Here is a 20,881-nt window from a genome sequence, read left to right as displayed (position 1 = left end):
AACCAGCAAGATAGAGAGGTTGTGTCCCAGCCCCCTCGACCTCCCGGTGGCTTTTCTGTGACTCAGATCCCGACGTGGAGCGGCGGACCAGTGAGTCCCCCCAACGGACGCGCGGCGCCCGGCACCACCATCGGTGGCCGCTACTCGCTGCGCTCGGCGGTGGGCAACGGCGGCATGGGCACGGTCTGGCGCGCCACAGACACGCTGCTGAGGCGGGACGTGGCGGTCAAGGAGGTCGTCCTCCCGCCGGGGCTGGCCCCGAGCGACCGCGACGCGATGTACGAGCGCACCCTGCGCGAGGCCCGGGCCGCCGCGGCCATCCAGCACCCGGCCGTGGTCCAGGTGTACGACGTGGTCACCGAGGGTGGCCGGCCGTGGATCGTGATGGAGCTGCTGGACGCGCGCAGCCTCGCCGACATGGTCATCGAGGACGGGCCGGTCGCGCCCCGGGCGGTCGCCAAGATCGGCATCGCGCTGCTCGGCGCGCTGGAGGTGGCGCACGCCAACGGTGTGCTGCACCGCGACGTCAAGCCGGCCAACGTGCTGATCTGCACCGACGGTCGCTGCGTGCTGACCGACTTCGGGGTGGCCCGGATGCCCACCGACGTCCAGCTCACCACCCCCGGCATGGTGCTCGGCTCGCCGCACTTCATCTCGCCCGAGCGGGCCATGGGGCAGGACTTCGGCCCGCCGAGCGACCTGTTCTCCCTCGGCGTGACGCTCTACACCGCGGTGGAGGGGCGTCCCCCGTTCGACAAGGGCGATCCGATCGAGACCATGCACGCCGTGGTCGAGGACCCGCCGGCCACGCCGCAACGCAGCGGGCCGCTGACCCGGGTGCTGATGGGGCTGCTGGAGAAGGACCCGGCCCGCCGGCTCGACGTGCACACCGCCCGGGGCATGCTGCGCGAACTCCTCGCCGGAGCGCTGACCAGCACCGCGACCGCGGTCAACTCGGTCACCGACCCGTACGCGGTGGTGCCGGTGCAGCGCCCGTCCACCCCGCCCCCGACGGCCCGGCCGGAGCCGAAGCCGAGCGGGCAGATCGGCGGCCGGGCGATGCTCGCGCCGGGCGAGTCGCTGACCGACCGGCTGGCCGCGCTGCGCCGGGGCGAGCGTCCCGAGCCGGCCGCCGCCCGGTCCGCCGGGCTCGACGACACCAGCGCCGACGCGCTGGCCGGCCCGCTGCACACCCCGACCGGCGCGATGCCCGCGCCGGCCCGCCCGGCCGGCGGCACCTACGGCGGCGCCCCGGAGGCCACCCAGCGCATCGGCGCCGGGCAGGCCGACGCCACCCGGCACCTCGGCGGGCACCCCGACGCGACCCAGCGCCTGGGCACCACCCACCCGGACGCCACCCAGCGGGTGTACGGCGGCGGCACCCCCGACGCCACCCAGCGGGTGTACGGCTCCGGCGCGCCGGAGGCGACCCAGCCGGTGTACGGCGGCGGCCAGTGGTCGGTCCCCGGCACCGGTCAGCCGTGGACCTCCGCGCCGGCCGGCCCGCCGCCCGGTTCCGGCGGCGGGGCGCTCGACAAGGTCAAGGGCGCCGGCGGGCAGCTGGTCACCACGGTCAAGGGCTGGCCCCGCAAGATGCAGCTCGCGGCGGCCGGCGGGCTGGCCGTGCTGCTGCTGGTCGGCGTCATCGCGTTCTCCGGCGGTGACGACCCGGCGCCGCCCGCCCCGCAGCAGGCCCAGCCGACCGCGCCGGCCGCCGGAGTACCCGACATGCAGGAGCACAGCGGCAAGGGCGTCCGGTTGATGGTGCCCAAGGGTTGGCAGCGCAAGAGCGCGGGCGACTGGGTCGACTACGTCGACCCGGAGGACGAGAGCCGCAAGGTCCGCATCCTGGTCGAGAAGGGCGGACGCACCTCCATGGGCTGGGCGGAGGTGGCCGAGCAGAACCTCCAGAAGTTCAAGTCCTGCGCCAAGCCCTACAACCGGGTCGACCTGACCGAGCAGAAGCTGGCCGGCAAGGACGCCGCCGAACTGGAGTACACCTGCGGCGACGGTGACACGATGCGGCACGGCGTGTGGCGCGGCCTGGTCGACGGCGGCCGGATCTACTCGTTCTACCTGACCTCGACGGACGCCAAGTTCGCCGAGAGCAAGCCGATCTTCGACGAGATGGTGAAGTCGTTCCAGCTCACGGCGGCCGGCTGAGTCGAGGCCACCGGGCCGTGGTGATCCGCCGCCGTGCTATCCATAGGCAATGGCGGCGGAAACCACTGACCTTGACGACCTTCGTGACCGGGCCCGGCGCTGGCTCGACGACGATCCCGATCCGGCCAGCCGGGACGAGCTGCGGGCGGTGCTCGACCGGCTGCCGGGCAGCGGGCCGGAGCTGGCCGACCGGTTCGCCGGGTCACTGACCTTCGGTACCGCCGGGCTGCGCGGCCCGCTGCGCGCCGGCCCCAACGGCATGAACCTCGCCGTGGTCACCCGGGCCGCCGCCGGGCTGGTCGCCTGGCTCGCCGCCGAGGGCGGCGAGGGCCCGCTGGTGATCGGGTACGACGCCCGGCACGGCTCCCGTGCGTTCGCCGAGCGCACCGCCCAGGTGGCCACCGGGGCGGGCCGGCCGGCGCTGCTGCTGCCCCGCCCGCTGCCCACCCCGGTGCTGGCGTACGCGGTGCGGCACCTCGGCGCGGTCGCCGGGGTGATGGTGACCGCCAGCCACAACCCGCCGCAGGACAACGGCTACAAGGTCTACCTGGGCGCCCAGCTCGGCGGGGCGCTCGGCGCGGGCGCGCAGATCGTGCCGCCGGCCGACGCGGGGATCGAGGCGGCCATCCGGTCGGTCGGCCCGCTGGCGCAGGTGCCCCTCGGCCCGGCCGGCCAGGTGCTCGGCGACGACCTGGTGGCCGGGTACGTGGAGCGGGCCGCCTCGGTGATCGACCCGGACGGTCCCCGCGACCTGAAGGTGGCGTACACGCCGTTGCACGGGGTGGGCGCGGCGGTGCTGACCGCCGCCTTCGCCCGGGCCGGCTTCCCGGTGCCGGGCGTGGTGCCGGACCAGGCCGAGCCGGATCCGGCCTTCCCGACGGTGAGCTTCCCGAACCCGGAGGAGCCGGGCGCGGTCGACCGGTTGGTGGCGCTCGCCGACGCGACGGGGGCGGACGTCGCCATCGCCAACGACCCGGACGCGGACCGCTGCGCGGTGGCCGTCCGGGCGGCGGGATCGTGGCGGATGCTGCGCGGGGACGAGGTGGGCGCGCTGCTCGCCGACCACCTGATGCGGCGCGGGGTGAGCGGCCTGTACGCCACCACGATCGTGTCGTCGTCGCTGCTGCGGGCGATGTGCGCCGCCCGGGGCCTGCCGTACGACGAGACGCTGACCGGGTTCAAGTGGATCGTGCGGGCCGGCGGCGGGGCGCAGCCGCTGGTGTTCGGGTACGAGGAGGCGCTGGGCTACTGCGTCGCCCCGGAGCACGTGCGCGACAAGGACGGCATCACCGCCGCGCTGACCGTCGCGGAGCTGGCCGCCGGGCTGAAGGAGCAGGGGCGTACGCTCACCGACCGGCTGGACGAGCTGGCGGCCGAGTTCGGCGTGCACCACACCGACCAGCTCTCGGTCCGGGTGGACGACCTGCGGGTGATCGCCGACGCGATGGCCCGGATCCGGGCGGCCCGGCCGGGCGCGCTGCTCGGGCAGCCGGTGACCGAGGCGCAGGACCTGCTACCCGCCTCGGACGTGGTGATCCTGCGGACCGCCGCCGCCCGGGTGGTGATCCGCCCCTCCGGCACCGAGCCGAAGCTGAAGGCGTACCTGGAGGTGGTGGAGCCGGTCGCGGACGGCGACGTCCCCTCGGCCCGCACCCGCGCCCAGACCGCGATCGCGGCGCTGCGCACCGAGATCGCCACCGCCCTCGGCCTCTGACCACCCCCTTGCGTTGATCATGAAGTTATTGCCCCAGTAAGCGCTCTCCGGTGGCAATAACTTCATGATCAACAGGGTTGGGCGGGGGTGGGCCCGGGGGGTCAGGGGGTCAGGGGCGTTTGCCGAGGGCCTGGTCGACGGCGTGGCCGAGGGCGGCGACGACCAGGCCGACGGAGGGGCGGACGACCGAGTCGTCGAGGCTGACGTTGCCGGAGAAGCCGGCGCCGCCGGCGATCTCCTCCAGCCGGCGGCGGGCGTCGACGGCGTCGTTGCCGGTCAGCCCCAGCGCGGGCTCCATCCGCAGCACCGCCACCAGGGTGGCCAGGGCGGCGGTCCGCTCGTCGGGCAGGTGCCCGTCGGCGAGCGCCGCGCCGAGCCGCAGGCGGGTGTCCTCCTCCACCGAGGGGTCCGCCGCCGGGTAGCGGTGCACGACGATGAAGTCCAGCTCGGTCTCCTCGACGTCGCGGACCACGCCCCGGCTCACCAGATCGGCGAGGATCCGGTCGCGCAGGCCGTGCCGGAGCCGCTGCACCCAGGAGGACGGGCTGTGCGGGGTGTCCGCCGCGATCCGGGCCAGCACCCCGTCCAGGATCGGCTCGCCGAGCGGCGTCGGGTCGGTCGCCACCAGGGATCCGTCGGCGTACGCGATCCGGCCGGCCAGGGCCAGCTCCACCAGGACGGCCGCGGCCATCCCCAGGTCGAGGCTGATCCGGGGCATGGTCGCCCGGCCGGTCTCGTCGTCGTACGCCAGCAGCAGCAGCTCTTCGGCGAGCGCAACACCAGTCATGGCCCGAGACGGTAGCGGTTGCGCGCACCTCCCGCGCCCCAACGCGCCCGGGCCGACGGCGGGCCGGCCCGCCGCTCAGAACCGGGGCATGCCACCGAACTGCCGGTCACCGGCGTCGCCGAGGCCCGGGACGATGAACATGTCGTCGTTCAGCCCCTCGTCGATCGACGCGGTGACCAGGCGCAACGGCAGGCCGGACTGGGCCAGCCGCTCGATGCCGACCGGCGCGGCCAGCACGCAGAGCACGGTGATGTCGGTGCAGCCCCGGTCCGCGAGCAGCCGGCAGCAGTGCTCCAGCGAGCCGCCGGTGGCCAGCATCGGGTCGAGCACCAGCACCGGCAGGCCGGTCAGGTCGCGGGGCAGCGACTCCATGTACGCGCGCGGCTCGTACGTCTGCTCGTCGCGGGCCAGCCCGACGAAGCCCATCGACGACTCCGGCAGCAGGCCGAGGGCGGCGTCGGCCATTCCCAGCCCGGCCCGCAGCACCGGCACCAGCAGCGGCGGGTTGGCCAGCCGGGTGCCCTCGGTCCCGGTGACCGGGGTCTGCACCGGGTACTTCTCCACCGGGAAGGAGCGCGCGGCCTCGTACACCAGCATGGTGGTGAGTTCGTGCAGCGCCGCCCGGAACGACGAGGAGTCGGAGCGGGCGTCGCGCATGGCGGTCAGCCGCGACTGGGCGAGCGGGTGGTCAATGACGTGTACGTCCACGATCGCTCAACCTACCGGTCCGCCCGCTCCGGCACTGCGGGTGCGGCCCGACCAGCGACGCCGCTCACGTGTGGCGCTGTCGACGGTGTCGCCGTGACCAAGATCACTCGGCTCGCGGATGCGTAGTATTCGGGGCATGACGGCGACGACGACGTCGGCCCGGTCGGACCTCTCCGAGCTGGGACGATCCGAGACCGCTCTGCGGACCTTCCTGCACGGCCTGCCGGGCGTGGACCAGGTCGGCGCGGAGCAGCGGGCGGCACAACTCGGCACCCGCTCCATCAAGACCACGGCCAAGGCCCAGGCCATCGACCTGGCCATCCGGATGGTCGACCTGACCACCCTGGAAGGGGCCGACACCCCCGGCAAGGTGCGGGCGCTCGCGGCCAAGGCGCTGCGCCCCGACCCGGCCGACCCGTCCTGCCCGCACGTCGGCGCGGTCTGCGTCTACCCGGCGATGGTCCCGTACGTGGCCGAGGTCCTGCGTGGCTCTGGGGTGCACCTGGCCAGCGTGGCGACCGCCTTCCCGTCCGGCCAGGCCCCGCTGGAGATCAAGCTGGCCGACACCCGGGCGGCCGTCGAGGCCGGCGCCGACGAGATCGACATGGTGATCAACCGGGGCGCCTTCCTGGCCGGCCGCTACTCGGAGGTCTACGACGAGATCGTGGCCACCAAGGAAGCCTGCGGGGACGCCCACCTGAAGGTGATCCTGGAGACCGGCGAGCTGGCCACGTACGACAACGTGCGGCGCGCCTCCTGGCTGGCCATGCTGGCCGGCGGCGACTTCATCAAGACCTCCACCGGCAAGGTCCCGGTCGCCGCGACCCTGCCGGTGACCCTGGTGATGCTGGAGGCGGTCCGCGACTTCCGCGCCGCCACCGGGCGGCAGGTCGGCGTGAAGCCGGCCGGCGGCATCAAGACCACCAAGGACGCGATCAAGTACCTGGTGATGGTCAACGAGACCGTCGGCGCGGACTGGCTGGACCCGGACTGGTTCCGCTTCGGCGCGTCCAGCCTCCTGAACGACCTGCTCATGCAGCGCACCAAGCTGACGACCGGCGTCTACTCCGGTCCCGACTACTTCACCCTGGACTGAGAGTGATGTTCGAATACGCGCCCGCCCCCGAGTCGCGCTCGGTGGTGGACCTCAAGCCCTCCTACGGGCTGTTCATCGACGGACGGTTCGTCGACCCGGCCGACGGCGGCAGCTTCAAGTCGATCAACCCGGCCTCCGAGGAGGTGCTGGCCGAGATCGCCGAGGGCGGCAGCCAGGACGTCGAGCGCGCCGTCCGCGCCGCCCGCACCGCGTACGAGAAGGCCTGGGGCCCGATGCCGGGCCGGGACCGGGCCAAGTACCTGTTCCGGATCGCCCGGATCATCCAGGAGCGCTCCCGCGAGCTGGCCGTGCTGGAGTCGCTGGACAACGGCAAGCCGATCAAGGAGTCCCGCGACGTCGACCTGCCGCTGGTCGCCGCGCACTTCTTCTACTACGCCGGCTGGGCCGACAAGCTGGAGCACGCCGGGTTCGGTCCGAACCCCCGGCCGCTCGGTGTCGCCGCGCAGGTCATCCCGTGGAACTTCCCGCTGCTCATGCTGGCCTGGAAGATCGCCCCGGCGCTGGCGGCGGGCAACACGGTGGTGCTCAAGCCGGCCGAGACCACCCCGCTGACCGCGCTGCTCTTCGCCGAGATCTGCCAGCAGGCCGACCTGCCGGCCGGCGTGGTCAACATCGTCACCGGCGCCGGCGACACCGGCCGGGCGCTGGTCGAGCACCCGGGCGTGGACAAGGTCGCCTTCACCGGCTCCACCGAGGTCGGCCGGGCCATCGCCCGGGCGGTCGCCGGCACCCGCAAGAAGCTCACCCTGGAGCTGGGCGGCAAGGCCGCCAACATCGTCTTCGACGACGCCCCGGTCGACCAGGCCGTCGAGGGCATCGTCAACGGCATCTTCTTCAACCAGGGCCACGTCTGCTGCGCCGGCTCCCGGCTGCTGGTCCAGGAGTCGGTCGCCGACCGGGTGCTGGAGTCGCTCAAGCGCCGGATGGCCCAGCTGCGCGTCGGCGACCCGCTGGACAAGAACACCGACATCGGCGCGATCAACTCGGCCGCCCAGCTCGCCCGGATCCGCGAGCTGTCCGACGCGGGCGCCGCCGAGGGCGCCGAGCGCTGGTCGCCCGCGTGCGAGCTGCCCGAGCGGGGCTTCTGGTTCGCGCCGACCATCTTCACCGGGGTCACCCAGGCGCACCGGATCGCCCGGGAGGAGATCTTCGGCCCGGTGCTGTCCGTGCTGACCTTCCGGACCCCGGCCGAGGCCGTGGAGAAGGCCAACAACACGCCGTACGGGCTGTCGGCGGGGATCTGGACCGAGAAGGGCTCCCGGATCCTCTGGATGGCCGACCGGCTGCGCGCCGGTGTGGTGTGGGCCAACACGTTCAACAAGTTCGACCCCACCTCGCCGTTCGGCGGCTACAAGGAGTCGGGCTACGGTCGCGAGGGCGGCCGGCACGGGCTGGAGGGCTACCTCAATGTCTGAGCGGGTCGCGGTACGCAAGACGTACAAGCTCTTCATCGGCGGGAAGTTCCCGCGCAGCGAGTCGGGACGGTCGTATCTCGTGCAGGACTCCAACGTGTCGCTGGCCTCCCGCAAGGACGCGCGGGACGCCGTCGTGGCCGCCCGCGCCGCCCTGAAGGGGTGGGCCGGGGCGACCGCGTACAACCGGGGTCAGATCCTCTACCGGGTCGCGGAGATGCTGGAGGGCCGGCGCGAGCAGTTCGTCGCCCTGGGCGTCCCGGCCGACGAGGTGGACGCGGCGATCGACCGGTGGGTCTGGTACGCCGGCTGGTCCGACAAGCTCCCCCAGGTCTACGGCGGCGCCAACCCGGTCGCCGGGCCGTACTTCAACCTGTCGGCGCCCGAGCCGACCGGCGTGGTGGCCGTGGTGGCCCCGGAGCAGCCGGCGCTGCTGGGCCTGGTCAGCGTGATCGCCCCGGCGATCGTCACCGGCAACACGGTGGTGGCGGCGGCCTCGCCGTCGGCGCCGCTGGCGGCGGTGACCCTGGCCGAGGTGCTGGCCACCTCCGACCTGCCCGGCGGGGTGGTCAACATCCTCACCGGTCACCTGAAGGAGACCGTGCCGACGCTGGCGAGCCACATGGACGTCAACGCGATCGACCTGACCGGGGTCACCGACGCCGAGCTGGCGGCCGACCTGGAGGTCAGCGCCGCGCAGAACCTCAAGCGGGTGCTCCGGCCGGCGCCGGCCGACCACGACTGGACCGGCGACCCGGGCATCACCCGGATGACCACCCTGCTGGAGACGAAGACGGTCTGGCACCCGAAGGGGGTGTGATCGCGGGTCGCTGTCGGGGTTTCCGGGGAGCCCGCCCACTCCGGGCGGTCAGGCTTGATCCCTGCGTGGGCGGGCTCCCCGGAAACCCTCGGGCGCAGCGTCCGCGTGGGGTCCATCTCACGGGGGCTGCCCAGCGTCGGGTTCCCGGTCGGCGGGGTGGTGGGCCGGTCTACTACGCGGGGTAGGATTGGCGGGTGACTCGGCTGGGCGATCTGGAACGTGCGGTGATGGACGTGTTGTGGGACTCGGTCCCCGCCACGTCGGACGGAGTGACCGTGCGGGAGGTCGCCGACGCCCTCGACGGGCGTGAGCTGGCGTACACGACGGTGATGACCGTGCTGGACCGGCTGGCCGGCAAGGGCATGGTGCAGCGCCGGCGGGAGGGGCGGGCCTGGCGCTACCGGGCCGCCGCCAGCCGGGAGGCGCACATCGCCCAGCTCATGCTCGACGCGCTCGACCTCGGCGGCAGCCGGGACGCGGCGCTGGTCCGCTTCGCCCGCTCGGTCACCGGCACCGAGGCGGACGTGCTCCGCGCGGCGCTCGGCGCGCAGGCGGGGCTCACCGACCGGATCGACGACCCGCGCGCCGGCCGGAGCAGGGCCGCCGACGAGGCGACGGACCGGTAGGGACGGACGCCGTGGCCTTCGCCGTGCACTTCGCCGCGTCGATGCTGGCCTGCTACCTGACCGCGCAGGTCCTGGCCGCGTCCACCTGGACGTGGCGGGCCCCGCGGGTCGCGATCGTCTGCTGGCAGGCGGTCGGGCTGGCGGTCGGCCTCTCCGCGATGGGCCTGCCGATGGCGCTCGGCCTGGCCGCGTACGACCTGCCGACCGGCAGCGCCCTGCTCGCCCTCGCCGCCGACCTGGGCCACGGCACCCTCCCGGCCGGCGTGGGGGCCGTGCACCTGGGCCTGGTCGGTGTCGGCTTCGGCATCGGCGCGGTGCTGCTCACCACGACCGTCCGCAGCGTCCAGGCCACCGTCCGCGCCCAGCGCCGGCACCGGGACCTGCTCACCCTGGTCGCCCGCCGGGACCCCACGGTGCCGGGCGCGCTGGTGCTGGACCACCCGAGCGCCGCGGCGTACTGCCTGCCCGGGGTGCGGCCCCGGGTGGTGGTCAGCGCCGGCACGCTCGACCTGCTGGACCGGGCCGAGCTGGCGGCGGTGCTCACCCACGAGCGGGCGCACGCGCAGGAGCGGCACGACCTGGTGCTGCTGCCGTTCACCGCGCTCCGCCGCGCGCTGCCCTGGTTCCGCTGGGTACGCGACGCGCACGAGCGGGTCGCCCTGCTGGTCGAGATGCGGGCCGACGACAAGGCCCGGGAGCTGCACGCCGAGGCCCCGCTGGCGGGGGCGCTGCGCCGCTTCGCCGCCTGCGGCGACCGGATCACCCCGGCGGGCGCGCTCGGCATGGGCGACACCGATCTGGACGTGCGGGTGCAGCGGCTGATGGTCGCCGACCGGCCGCCCCGGGTCATCGGGGCCACCGCGCTGGCCGTCGCGGCCACCCTGGTCGCCCTGCCGGTCTCGCTCTTCCTGAGCTGACCGGCCCGCGACGGGCGGTCGGAAATCCGGGTCTCCCCTAGGGATCGTCGCCGAGGGATATGTAGCGTCCCTACTTGTAGGGTCGCTACGACAAGAGAGCCAACTCCTGGAGAGCGGTCATGGACACCCTGCTCCTCGCGCGCCTGCAGTTCGCCACCACCACCTCGATCCACTTCCTCTTCGTGGTGGTCACCCTCGGCCTGGTCACCCTGCTGGTCGGCATGCAGACCGCCTGGTTCCTCACCGGCAACCCGAAGTGGGAGCGGCTGACCCGCTTCTGGGGGCAGCTCTACGTGATCAACTACGTGCTTGGCATCGCCACCGGCATCGTCATGGAGTTCCAGTTCGGGCTGAACTGGAGCGGGCTGTCGCGCTACGTCGGCAACGTCTTCGGCGCACCCCTGGCGATCGAGACGCTCGTGGCGTTCTTCCTGGAGTCGACGTTCCTCGGCATGTGGATCTTCGGCTGGCACCGGCTGCGCCGGGGGGTGCACCTCGCGCTGCTCTGGGGGGTCGCGCTCACCGCGTACGCCTCGGCCTTCTGGATCATGGTGGCGAACGCCTGGCTGCAGAACCCGGTCGGATACGAGGTGCGCGACGGCATCGCCCACCTCACCGACTTCGGCGCGCTGCTCACCAACCCCACCTTCGGCATGGCGTTCGGGCACGTCGTCGCCGCCGCGCTGCTCACCGGCGGGATCCTGATGGCCGCCGTCAGCGCCTGGCACCTGCTGCGGCGGACCCCCGACTTCGCGCTGTTCCGCACCTCGCTGCGGCTCGGCCTGGTCACCGCGGCCGGCGCGGTGACCCTGGTGCAGGGCTTCGGCTTCGCCCAGTTCGGCCCGATCGGGCAGGTGCAGCCCACCAAGTTCGGCGGCAGTCCGGCCGCCGACGCGCTGGTCGCCGAGTGGACCGCCCGGTTCGGCCCCGGTGACTACACCCCACCGGCGCTCGCCAGCGTCGGGCTCGGCTTCATGATCCTGATCGGCTTCACCCTCGGCGCCGTCTGGCTGCTGCTGCCGCTGCTCTGGCGGGACTGGATCATCCGGCTGCGCTTCCCGCTCTGGCTGACCATGCTCGCCCTGCCACTGCCGTTCGTCGCGGTGATCCTCGGCTGGATCGCCCGCGAGGTCGGCCGCCAGCCCTGGGTGGCGTACGGGCTGCTCCCCACCGAGCAGGCCGTCTCCAGGGTCGACCCCGGGCTCATGCTCGCCTCGCTGATCGGGTTCAGCCTGCTGCTCGGCGCGCTCGCGGTCACCAACTGGACGCTGCTCGCCCGGCACGCCGCCCGGGGCGCCGCCGACCCCGCGCTCGGCCGGCCGCCCGGCACCCCGGACGACGAGCCCCGCCCCGCGCCCGCCTTCGCCTGAGGAGAGACCCCCGTGGAACTCGCCTGGTACGCCCTGCTCGGCCTCTTCTTCGCCAGCTACCTCGTCCTCGGTGGCTACGACTACGGCGTCGGGCTGCTGCTCGCCCGGGGCGGCCCGGCCACCCGCCGCGCCGGCCTCACCGCGCTCGGCCCGTTCTTCCTCGGCAACGAGGTGTGGCTGGTGGCCTTCGTCGGCATCCTCTTCGGCGCGTTCCCCACCCTCGAAGGGGAACTGCTCTCCGGCTTCTACCCGGTCGTGGTCGGCGCGCTGGTCGGGGTGATCCTGGTGACCGTCGGCGTGCAGCTGCGCAGCCGGCCCCGCAGCGCCGCCGCCCGCGCCGGGTGGGACCGGGTGGTGGTGGTCGGCAGCGCGCTCGCCGCGTTCGGCTGGGGCGGGCTGCTCGGCGGGCTGTTGCAGGGCGTACCCCTGCACGCCGACGGCCACGTCGCCGGAGTGACCCACCTGGCCACCCCGTTCGCCGCCGCCACCGGGCTCGCGATGCTCGCCCTGGTCGCGGCGCACGGTGCGACCTTCCTCACGCTGCGGCTGCCGGCCGCCGACGCCGCCGCCCTCGGCCGGCTGGCCGGACGGCTCGTCCCGGTGGCGGTCGTCGCGGTCGTCGCCGCCACCGCCCTGGGCCTGCTCTCCGACCGGGTACGCGCCACCGTGCAGCAGCCGACGGCCGCCGTACTGCTGCCGTCGGCGCTGGTCACGGCGCTGCTGGTGGCCCGCGCGGCGCTCGCCCGGCGGCGGCCCGGGGTGGCCTTCGCCGCCACCGGGGCGGCGCTGGCGCTGCCGGTGGCGCTGGTCGGGGCGACGCTCTGGCCCGCCGTGCTGGTCTCCACGGTCGACCCGGCAGCCACCCTGACCGTGGCCGAGGCGGCGGCGAGCGGGCCGACGCTGCGGCTGCTGGGCTGGCTCACGATTCCGCTCCTGCCGGCCCTACTAGGCTTTCAGGCGATGTGCTGGTGGGTTTTCCGGGGACGGACCGACGGCAGGGCACCGGTGTACTGGTGAACCGCCGTCCCTTCGACCCGCGTCTGCTGCGCCGGGTCCCCGCGGCCCGGCGCGACCTCGCCGTGCTCGCGGTCCTCGGCGGGGTCACGGCGCTGCTGGTCGTGGGGCAGGCCACCGCCCTGGCCACGGTGCTGGCCACCGCGTTCGGCGGCCGGCTCGACACCGTCGCGCTGGCCGCCTTCGTCGCCGCCGTCGGCGCCCGCGCGCTGGTCACCTGGGCGCAGGGCACCGTGGCGGCCCGGGCCGCGGCCACCGTGAAGGCGACCCTGCGCGCGGACCTGCTCGCCGCCGTCGGCCGACACGGGCCCGGCTGGGTCGCCGGCCAGCGGGCCGGCCGGCTCGCCACCCTCACCGGGCGCGGCCTGGACGCGCTCGACGCCTACTTCACCGGCTACCTCCCCCAGCTCGTGCTGAGCGTGACCGTGCCGGTGGCCGTGCTGGCCCGGCTGGTCTTCGCCGACTGGGGCTCGGCGCTGATCGTCGCGCTGACCATCCCGCTGATCCCGGTCTTCGGCGCGCTGCTCGGCTGGCAGGCGCAGGCCGCCACCGAACGGCAGTGGCGGCGGCTGTCGCTGCTCGGCGGGCACTTCCTCGACATGGTCGCCGGGCTGCCCACGCTGCGCGCCTTCGGCCGGGCCCGGGCCCAGACCGACGTGGTGCGTCGGATGGCCGACGGCCACCGGGTCGCCACCATGAAGACGCTGCGCATCGCCTTCCTCTCCGCGCTGGTGCTGGAACTGGTCGCCACCCTCTCGGTGGCGCTGGTCGCGGTGCCGGTCGGCATCCGGCTGCTCGGCGGCGGGATCACCCTCTCCACCGCGCTGCTGGTGCTGCTGCTCACGCCGGAGGCGTACCTGCCGCTGCGGGCGGCCGGCAGCCGGTTCCACGCCAGCATGGAGGGGTTGGCCGCGCTGGACGAGGCGCTCACCGTCACCGCCGCCCCGGCCGCCGCCGCCCCGGCCGCCCCGGCCGCCGCCCCGGCCGCCGCGCCCGCCGCCGCCCCGGGCGGACACGCCGAGATCCGCTTCGAGAACGTCACCGTCGAGTACGAGCGGACGACCGCGCTGCGGAACGTCACGCTGACCGTCCGGCCCGGCGAACGGATCGCCGTCGTCGGCCCCAGCGGCGCCGGCAAGAGCACCCTGCTCGGCCTGCTGCTCGGCTTCGTCCGCCCGACCGCCGGCCGGGTCACCGTGGACGGTGTCGACCTGGCCGGGGTGGACCCGGACGCCTGGCGGCGGCAGGTCGCCTGGGTCCCGCAGCGGGCCCACCTCTTCGCCGCCTCGCTGGCCGACAACATCCGCCTCGGCGCCCCCGACACCTCCGACGCGGCGCTCGCCACGGCGGTCGCCGACGCGGCGCTGGACGACGTCGTCGCGGCCCTGCCCGACGGGCTGGCCACCACGCTGGGCGAGCGCGGGCACGGGCTGTCCAGCGGGCAGCGGCAGCGGGTGGCGCTGGCCCGGGCCTTCCTCCGGGACGCCCCGCTGGTGCTCCTCGACGAGCCCACCGCCCGGCTCGACACGGCCAGCGAGGCGGTGGTGCTCGCGGCGACCCGGCGACTGGTCGCGGGGCGGACCGCGCTGCTGGTCGCCCACCGGCCCGCGCTGCTGGACGACGCCGACCGGATCCTGCGCGTGGAGGACGGGCGGGTCACCGAGCTGACCCGGGCGCCGGCCGGGGAGGCGACCCGATGAGCCGAGGTTCCGCCGAGCGGACCGTCCTGCGGCTGGCCCGCCCGTACCTGGGCCGGCTGGCCGGCGCCGGGCTGCTCGCCACGGCCACCGAACTCGCCGGGCTGGCCCTGATGGCCACCGCCACCTGGCTGCTGATGAGCGCCGCCGGCCGGCCCCCGCTGGACCGGCTGACCGTCGCCATCGTCGCCGTCCGGGCCCTGGCGATCAGCCGGGGCGTGTTCCGCTACACCGAACGCCTCGCCGGGCACGACGCGGTGCTCCGCATGATCACCGACGTACGGGCCCGGGTCTTCGCCACCCTCGCCGCCCGCCGGGGACCCGCCGGGCAGCGCACCGGCGACGCGCTGAGTCGACTCGTCTCCGACGTCGAGGCCGTCCAGGACCTGCTGCTGCGGGTCCTGGTGCCGGGCGCCGCGGCGGCCCTGGTCGGCCTGTTGGCCGTCGGTGGGGCCGCGCTGGTCTCGCCGCCCGCCGCCGGGGTGCTCGCGCTGGGGCTGCTCGTCGCCGGGGTGGCGTTGCCGGCGCTGGCCACCGCGCTGACCCGACGCGCCGCCGACGAGGTGGCGCCGCTGCGCGGGGCGCTCGCCACCGACGCGGTGGACCTCACCCACGGCGCCGCCGACCTGGCCGCCTTCGGCGCCACCGGGCGGGCGCTGCGCGCCGCCACCGAACGGGCCGACCGGCTGGCCCGGCTGGAGCGCCGGCTCGCCGCGACCGGCTTCGCGGTCGACGCGGCCGGGGTCCTCGTCGCCGGGCTGACCGCCGCCGGGGTGGTGCTCGTCGCGCTGCGCGCCGAGGTGGGCGGGGTGCTGGTCGGCGTGCTGGCCGTCGGCGCCCTCGCCGCCGTGGAGATCGCGCTGGCCCTGGTCGGCGCGGCCCGGCAACGGACCCAGCTACGGGCCGGCCTGGCCCGGGTCGCCGACCTGCTCGCCGCGCCGGTCGAGCCCGGCCCACCGCCGGCCGCCGGCCGGAGCGTCGACCCCGCCGGGTCGCACCACGTGCGCTTCGAGGGGGTACGCGTGCGCTACCGCGACGGCGCGGCGCCCGCCCTGGACGGGTTCGACCTGGACCTGCCGGCCGGCCGCCGGATCGCCGTGGTGGGGCCGAGCGGCGCCGGCAAGAGCACCCTCGCCGCCGTGCTCACCGGCGCGGTGCGCCCCGACGCCGGCCGGGTCACCCTGGACGGCGAGGACCTGTCGGCGTACCCGGCCGAGGAACTGCCCCGGGCCGTCGGCGGGCTGCTCGCCGAGGCGTACGTCTTCCACGCCTCGGTACGGGAGAACCTGCTGCTCGGCCGTCCGGGCGCGGACGAGGAGGAGCTGGCCGCCGCGACCCGCGCCGCCGGCCTGCTGGACTGGGTACGCGAACAGCCCGACGGCTGGGACACCGTGGTCGGCGAGGAGGGCGGGCAGCTCTCCGGCGGGCAGCGGCAGCGGCTCGCCCTGGCCCGGGCGCTGCTCGCCGCACCGCCGGTGCTGGTGCTCGACGAGCCGACCGAGGGGCTGGACCCGTCCGCCGCCGACGCGGTGCTCGCCTCGACGCTGGCCGCCACCCCGGCGGGGCACTCGGTGCTGCTGATCAGCCACCGGCTCAGCGGCCTCGACGGGCTGGACGAGGTCGTGGTGCTCGACGCCGGGCGGATCGTCCAGCGCGGCCGGCACGCCGACCTGGTGGCCGTCCCCGGCTGGTACCGGGACCAGTGGCGGCTCCAGGAGGCCGCCGAGCGGGGCTACCTGGCCCTGGCCCCCTGAGGCCCGGACCGGGCGCCCGTCGCCTGGACGCAATCCCTCCGGACGTCGCGCCTGGACGCGACGCCTCCGGACTCCGCAGGCCCGCCCCGACGAGCGGCCGGTCGACCGGCCGACTCCGGGGATCTCCCTGACGCCCCGGCCCGCCGACGGTGGCAGGCTGGAGCGCATGCGGGGGTGCGACGACGTGGTGGAGGAGCGACTGCGCGAGTTGGCCGGCCGGCTGCGCGGGCCAGCCCGGGCCAAGACCGAACTGATCGTCGAGCTGCGGGACGCGCTGAGCGACGCCGCCGAGGCGTACCGGGAGGGTGGGCTGCCGGCGACGGAGGCGCAGCGCCGGGCGGTGGCCGAGTTCGGCACCCCGGCGCAGCTCGCCCCCGCCTACCAGGCGGAGCTGGCGGCGGGGGCGCTGCGCGGGCTGTCGCTGCGGGCACTCGCGGTGGCGATGGTCCTGGTCGCCGCGGGCGACCTCACCTGGCGGGGGTCGAGTTGGAGCGCCGGCCCACCGCCGCCCGAGGGCTACCTGCTCCTCTCCGCGTCGTTGAACGGGATCTGGCTGGCCGTCGCCGGTCTCGCCCTGGCCGGGTTGGTGCTCGGGACGCGGGGAGCCCGCCGGGGCCGGGCCGGTGTCCCCGCGTCGGGCCGGCTGCTCGGGCTGGGGCTCACCGGCGCGCTCACGCTCGGCTCGCTCGCCGGGGTCGCCCTGTTCGCCTGGTCGCTGGGGCTCTGGGAGGCCGCGCTGACCTGGCCGCCGATGATCGTCGGAGCAGTGCTGGCCGGCGCCGCCTACGTCCTCCTGGGCCGAGCCGCCCACACCTGGCTGACCACCGTCCGTTGACCCCACCCTCATGATCCGCACCGTTTGCGGCGTGTCGCGGCGTCCGGGCGCGCGGACACCGCGACACCCCGCATGCCGTACCGCGACCATCCGGCCCGTCGGCGTGGCCGGGTGGGTCAGGCGGGGGTGGGCGGGGTGTCGGGGCCGAGGAAACGGCCGACGGTGGCGCTGAACTCGTGCCAGCCCTGCCGTTCCCCGGCCAACGCCCGGCGACCGGAGTCGGTGAGCTCGTACGTGCGCCGCTCCCGCCCGTTGACGGTGCTCCACGAGCTGGCCACGTGACCGGCCCGCTCCAGCCGCCGCAGCGCCGGGTAGATCGTGCCGGTGGGCAGATCCAGGCTGCCGTCGCTGCGGGCGCGCAGCGCCTCGATGATGGCGTAACCGTGCAGCGCGCCCTGCTCCAGCACCGCCAGCAGCAGCGCGTCGAGGTGTCCGTGCAGCGACTGGGCCTTCATACGTAGCTAGGCTACTTGTCGGCCGTACGGACCGCCAGCGGGGTGCGGGGTCGGCACCCGGCGGACGGACCACTAGGGTATGTGCCCAGAGTCACTGGCCGGCCCGAGACGCCGGCGAGTGCGCAACCCGACGCACACGGAGGTCAGCGTGGCCCGCCAGTCGCCCCAACGGCCCGACGCCGACGAGCCCGAGCTCGACGCCACCGACGGTCCGGTCGAGACCGCGCCGGAGCGCGGCACGATCGACCGCGCCCTCTGGGACGAGGTGCGCATCGACCCGGTGGAGATCGCGCTGCCCGCCGGCACCGGCTTCACGCTGCGCGCGTACCGGCCGGCCCGGGAGCTGACCCCGACCGACGTCGCCGAGCGCGACTCCGACGACCCGTTCCTGGCCCGCCGTCAGGTCGTCGAGACCGAGGACGAGGACGAGGAGGTGGTGATCCTCGACGAGGAGTTCGCCGCCCTCACCGCCGAGGAGGACGAGGACGAGGAGAAGGCCGCGCGGCGCAAGGGTGCCGGCGACGCCGCCGACTCGACCGACGACGAGGACGCCGAGGAGCAGGACGAGGCCGGCGACGAGGAGGTGCCGCTCTTCCTGACCCACAAGGGCCGGCTGCTGCTCTTCAAGTCCCCCGAGGCGCTGGTCAGTTTCGTCCGCTCCGGCGCGCCCCACGACATGTCCCAACTGGACAGCTGGAATGAACTGTCCGAACGGGTGGAACCGGCCGACGTGGTGCCCCTCGACGAGGACACCTACGAGCTGGACCTCGTCGTGGAGAACCTGCGCGGCGGGCACGACACCTGGGACCCGGCGCTGCTGATCGAGGCCGGCGAGGTCGCCCGTGACGTGGCGTACGCGCTGCGGCTACCGGCCGTGCTGGACATGCTCTCCGCCGGGTCCAGCCTGGACGATCTGGACGAGGCGCTGCGCGCGTCTGTCAATGGTGGGATCGGAGGATTCTTCGGTCGGCGGCGGCTGAAGAAAATCGGGGCACAAACCGCGAGTTTGGGTTGGCGCACCATTGTCGGCAAGATCTCTGCCGTCGTGGACTGGCGCGACTGACCCCGAGCGGGGAGCATCAGTCTCTGGCAGATAACAAGACCTGTGTCCCGGGAGGAGGACGACGCCGTGGCGCTCGTGCGCGTGTACTGCGGTCTGGCCTCGGCGGATCCGGCCGACCGACCGGCATCGACCGGTTCGGCGCTGACGTCCGCTGTGGTCGACGACGCAGGCCGTCTGCTGCATGTCTGCGAGATCGGTGACGACCCGGCGGGCTACGCCCGGCTGGTCGCGCTGCTCGTGGAGCGGTCGGGCGGGCCGAGCGGCGCGGCGATCGCGGCCGACAGCGACGACCACACGGTCACCTCGCTGCTCAGCGCCGCCGGGCGTCCACTCGCAATCGCCGACGACGACTCGGTCGACGACTTCGCCGAGCGGTTCGCCGACGACGACTCCCTGGAGGAGATGCAGTCCCCGCCGGCCGAGCGACGGGCGGTGGGCCTGGCCCGCGCCCTCCAGGCCGGCGCGCTCTCCGCGGTCACCCTCCCCGCTCCCCGCGACCTGGCCGGCTACAAGCAGGTCCTGGCGGCGCACGCCGCCCTGTCCAGCGGTCGGCACTCGGCCGCCGTGGCGCTGCGCGAGGTGCTGCGCGAGCTCTACCCGGCCGCCCTGCGGGCGTACCCGGACCCGGCCGAGCCGGTGTCGCTGGCCGTCCTGGACGCCCTGCCGGAACCCGGCATGCTGGCCGGCACGACGGCCCAGGGCCGGGAGGTCTCCGTCGCCGCCGACGCGGTGGCGGCCCACCTGGCCGCCGACGGCGTGGCCGAGGCCGCGGAGATCGACGCCGCGGTGACCGCGCTGCGGGTGGCCATCTCCGAGACGCCCCGCCGCGCCACCGTCAACCGGGCGCTCACCTCCGCCGTCGCCGAGACCGTCCGGCAGGCCGTCGCCGCCGTGCGGGCCTGCGACGCCGGCTGCGAGGCCCTGGTCGGCGCGCTCGGCGCCCGGGTCACCCCCGCCCCGGCACCCGGCCGCCGGGCCGCCGCCCGCCGCGGCGAGGCGGTCGGCGAACTGCCCGGCGCGGGCAGCCCGTCCGGGCTGCGTCCCGTCCGGCCCGCCGAGCCGGAGGCCCCCCTGCCCACCGGTCGGCGCAGCCGCCCCGAGCCGGTCTCCGGCGGTACCGTGCCGGCGTCGCCCCGGCCGCTGGGCCCGCCGCCGGTGGCCCCCAGCCCCGTCGCGCCGCCACCGGTCGCCCCGCAGCCGGTCGCCCCGGCCGCGTCCGCGCGGCCCGCCTCCGCCCCGCCGGCGCGGACCGAGCCCGCCATGCCGTTGGTGCGCCGTGGGGTGGACGCGCCCACCAACCGTCCGGTCTCCGCGCCGCCCCCGCCGCCGCCCGGCATCACGCCGATCGCGCCGGCGCAGCGCGGTGCCGTGCCGCCCGCCGAGGCCGGCGAGCCGTTCCGGCCCACCCTGACCACGGCGGCGATCAACAGCGCCCGCGCCGAGCGGCAGCGCACCGTGATCCCGCCCCGCCCGAAGCCCAGCGGCGCGCTCTCGGCACCCACCGGTGGCTTCAGCGCGACCGACCTGAACGTGCCGGTGCCGACCCCGCGCCCCGAGCCGGAGGCCGCGCCGCCCGGCTCCCGGGCCAACTGGCCACTGGTCAACAACCCGGACGAGCCGGTCGACGGTCCCGCCGACAAGCCGGCGCCGTCGTACGGCGAGCGGGCCGGCCGCCCGGCGGACGCCCCGGCCGAGCCGGGCGCCCAGCGACGGGTCACCCCGCCCTGGCTCGCCGACGACCTGCCGCAGGAGCCGCCGATGCTGCGGCTCGTGGAGCCGCCGCCGCTGGCCGACCGCGCGCTGCGCAGCGGCGCCAACCCGCCCACCGATCCGGGCCTGGAGACGCCGCCGCTGCGCCTGGTCGACCGCGAGGAGGCGGGCCGGGCCGGCCGCGCCCCCCGGGGCGAGCGGCCGGCGCCCGAGCGTCGTCCGGACCCGGTCGAGCGCCGGCCCGCGCCGATGGAGCACCGACCCCCGCCGATCTCGGACGAGGGGGACGGCGACCTGCTGATCTTCGCGCAGGCCAGGTCCGCCTGGTTCGTCGGGCACGGCGAGGAGGCCGAGTCCGAGCTGGACTGGTCGACCACCGCGGACACCGGTTGGCAGGCCGCCGAGCAGGCGGCCCGCCCGGCCGTCGGCGCGGAGACCTCCGCCGGCCTGCCCAAGCGGGTCCCGCAGGCCAACCTGGTGCCCGGCTCGCCGCTGCGCGACGAGCGTCCGCTGCGGATCGTCCGCGACGCGGCCAGCCTCGCCGAGAACACCACCGGCTACTTCCGCGGCTGGCGTCGCGGCCAGGAGATCGGCGGGTTCGCCGTGGGTGGGCGACCGGGTCGGGAGTCGGCCGGCGGCTGGGACTTCAGCCGCGACCCGGCCGAGCGCGACGACGATCGGGAGTACGAGTTCCGGTCCGCCGGCTACCGCTCCTGAAC

General features: G+C 75.5%; 16 protein-coding genes and 1 pseudogene. 14 read left to right on the top strand and 3 right to left on the bottom strand.

All coding sequences use genetic code 11. The annotated features are described in order from the left end of the window. The first annotated feature begins 57 nt into the window (after positions 1–57). Positions 58–2,163, top strand: coding sequence for a protein kinase domain-containing protein (locus tag GA0070614_RS19830; protein WP_088977370.1), 2,106 nt, complete (start codon positions 58–60; stop codon positions 2,161–2,163). Between the two features lie 49 nt (positions 2,164–2,212). Continuing rightward, a complete protein-coding gene (locus GA0070614_RS19825) occupies positions 2,213–3,877 on the top strand; it encodes a phospho-sugar mutase (protein ID WP_088977369.1) in 1,665 nt (554 codons plus the stop codon). Between the two features lie 109 nt (positions 3,878–3,986). On the opposite strand, the gene GA0070614_RS19820 is transcribed toward GA0070614_RS19825, so the two are convergent. Together GA0070614_RS19820 and upp are read right to left on the bottom strand one after the other, a co-directional pair. Further along, positions 3,987–4,664 (bottom strand): GOLPH3/VPS74 family protein, encoded by a 678-nt coding sequence (locus tag GA0070614_RS19820; protein WP_088977368.1) that lies wholly within the window; start codon positions 4,662–4,664, stop codon positions 3,987–3,989. 75 nt (positions 4,665–4,739) lie between these two features. Continuing rightward, positions 4,740–5,372, bottom strand: a complete 633-nt coding sequence (gene upp / locus GA0070614_RS19815; RefSeq protein WP_088977367.1) for a uracil phosphoribosyltransferase — start codon at positions 5,370–5,372, stop codon at positions 4,740–4,742. A 136-nt stretch (positions 5,373–5,508) separates the two neighbouring features. Here upp and deoC point away from each other — a divergent pair, with 136 nt between their 5' ends. From deoC to GA0070614_RS19765, 10 genes and pseudogenes are all read left to right on the top strand, one after another. Continuing rightward, on the top strand, positions 5,509–6,468 hold the full coding sequence (gene deoC / locus GA0070614_RS19810; protein WP_088977366.1) for a deoxyribose-phosphate aldolase: 960 nt from the start codon (positions 5,509–5,511) through the stop codon (positions 6,466–6,468). A 5-nt stretch (positions 6,469–6,473) separates the two neighbouring features. Next, the gene (locus GA0070614_RS19805; protein WP_088979531.1) at positions 6,474–7,904 is read left to right on the top strand and encodes an aldehyde dehydrogenase family protein; all 1,431 of its coding nucleotides are present in this window, start codon (positions 6,474–6,476) and stop codon (positions 7,902–7,904) included. After that, positions 7,897–8,721 carry an aldehyde dehydrogenase family protein gene (locus GA0070614_RS19800; protein ID WP_088977365.1) on the top strand — a complete coding sequence of 275 codons (825 nt, stop codon included), beginning with the start codon at positions 7,897–7,899 and terminating at the stop codon, positions 8,719–8,721. The genes GA0070614_RS19805 and GA0070614_RS19800 overlap by 8 nt, the downstream gene beginning before the upstream one ends. A 194-nt stretch (positions 8,722–8,915) precedes the next feature. Further along, entirely contained in the window at positions 8,916–9,347 is a 432-nt protein-coding gene (locus GA0070614_RS19795) for a BlaI/MecI/CopY family transcriptional regulator (RefSeq protein WP_088977364.1), read from the top strand. A gap of 11 nt (positions 9,348–9,358) precedes the next feature. After that, on the top strand, positions 9,359–10,264 hold the full coding sequence (locus GA0070614_RS19790; RefSeq protein WP_088977363.1) for a M56 family metallopeptidase: 906 nt from the start codon (positions 9,359–9,361) through the stop codon (positions 10,262–10,264). Between the two features lie 119 nt (positions 10,265–10,383). Beyond that, positions 10,384–11,634, top strand: coding sequence for a cytochrome ubiquinol oxidase subunit I (locus GA0070614_RS19785; protein ID WP_088977362.1), 1,251 nt, complete (start codon positions 10,384–10,386; stop codon positions 11,632–11,634). Positions 11,635–11,646: 12 nt separating this feature from the next. Beyond that, on the top strand, positions 11,647–12,651 hold the full coding sequence (locus tag GA0070614_RS19780) for a cytochrome d ubiquinol oxidase subunit II (RefSeq protein WP_088977361.1): 1,005 nt from the start codon (positions 11,647–11,649) through the stop codon (positions 12,649–12,651). Next, positions 12,648–14,348, top strand: a complete 1,701-nt coding sequence (gene cydD, locus GA0070614_RS19775; protein ID WP_088977360.1) for a thiol reductant ABC exporter subunit CydD — start codon at positions 12,648–12,650, stop codon at positions 14,346–14,348. The genes GA0070614_RS19780 and cydD overlap by 4 nt, the downstream gene beginning before the upstream one ends. Then, positions 14,273–16,099: pseudogene (gene cydC, locus GA0070614_RS19770) on the top strand (thiol reductant ABC exporter subunit CydC); the annotation flags it as partial. The gene cydD and the pseudogene cydC, both read left to right, overlap by 76 nt. 166 nt (positions 16,100–16,265) lie before the next feature. After that, positions 16,266–16,934, top strand: a complete 669-nt coding sequence (locus tag GA0070614_RS19765; protein WP_088977358.1) for a permease prefix domain 1-containing protein — start codon at positions 16,266–16,268, stop codon at positions 16,932–16,934. Positions 16,935–17,050: 116 nt separating this feature from the next. Here GA0070614_RS19765 and GA0070614_RS19760 read toward each other — a convergent pair whose 3' ends face one another. Further along, positions 17,051–17,389 (bottom strand): PadR family transcriptional regulator, encoded by a 339-nt coding sequence (locus GA0070614_RS19760; RefSeq protein WP_088977357.1) that lies wholly within the window; start codon positions 17,387–17,389, stop codon positions 17,051–17,053. A gap of 118 nt (positions 17,390–17,507) precedes the next feature. Between GA0070614_RS19760 and GA0070614_RS19755 the strand changes: the two genes are divergently transcribed. Beyond that, complete coding sequence (locus GA0070614_RS19755; RefSeq protein ID WP_088977356.1) at positions 17,508–18,452, top strand: DNA primase; 945 nt, start codon at positions 17,508–17,510, stop codon at positions 18,450–18,452. 42 nt (positions 18,453–18,494) lie between these two features. Continuing rightward, complete coding sequence (locus GA0070614_RS19750) at positions 18,495–20,879, top strand: transposase (RefSeq protein WP_088977355.1); 2,385 nt, start codon at positions 18,495–18,497, stop codon at positions 20,877–20,879. The last annotated feature ends 2 nt before the right edge of the window (positions 20,880–20,881 follow it).

This window comes from Micromonospora coxensis, from assembly GCF_900090295.1.
Lineage (GTDB): Bacteria > Actinomycetota > Actinomycetes > Mycobacteriales > Micromonosporaceae > Micromonospora > Micromonospora coxensis.
The sequence above is the reverse complement of the archived record's forward strand: the minus strand, read 5'-3'. Positions and strand labels throughout refer to the sequence as shown.

What these genes read in the sequence shown, in the direction of transcription:
- GA0070614_RS19825 (WP_088977369.1), top strand. Translation starts at nt 2,213, where the DNA reads ATGGCGGCGGAAACCACTGACCTTGACGACCTTCGTGACCGGGCCCGG.
- GA0070614_RS19820 (WP_088977368.1), bottom strand. Translation starts at nt 4,664, where the DNA reads ATGACTGGTGTTGCGCTCGCCGAAGAGCTGCTGCTGCTGGCGTACGAC.
- deoC (WP_088977366.1), top strand. Translation starts at nt 5,509, where the DNA reads ATGACGGCGACGACGACGTCGGCCCGGTCGGACCTCTCCGAGCTGGGA.
- GA0070614_RS19805 (WP_088979531.1), top strand. Translation starts at nt 6,474, where the DNA reads ATGTTCGAATACGCGCCCGCCCCCGAGTCGCGCTCGGTGGTGGACCTC.
- GA0070614_RS19800 (WP_088977365.1), top strand. Translation starts at nt 7,897, where the DNA reads ATGTCTGAGCGGGTCGCGGTACGCAAGACGTACAAGCTCTTCATCGGC.
- GA0070614_RS19785 (WP_088977362.1), top strand. Translation starts at nt 10,384, where the DNA reads ATGGACACCCTGCTCCTCGCGCGCCTGCAGTTCGCCACCACCACCTCG.
- GA0070614_RS19765 (WP_088977358.1), top strand. Translation starts at nt 16,266, where the DNA reads ATGCGGGGGTGCGACGACGTGGTGGAGGAGCGACTGCGCGAGTTGGCC.
- GA0070614_RS19760 (WP_088977357.1), bottom strand. Translation starts at nt 17,389, where the DNA reads ATGAAGGCCCAGTCGCTGCACGGACACCTCGACGCGCTGCTGCTGGCG.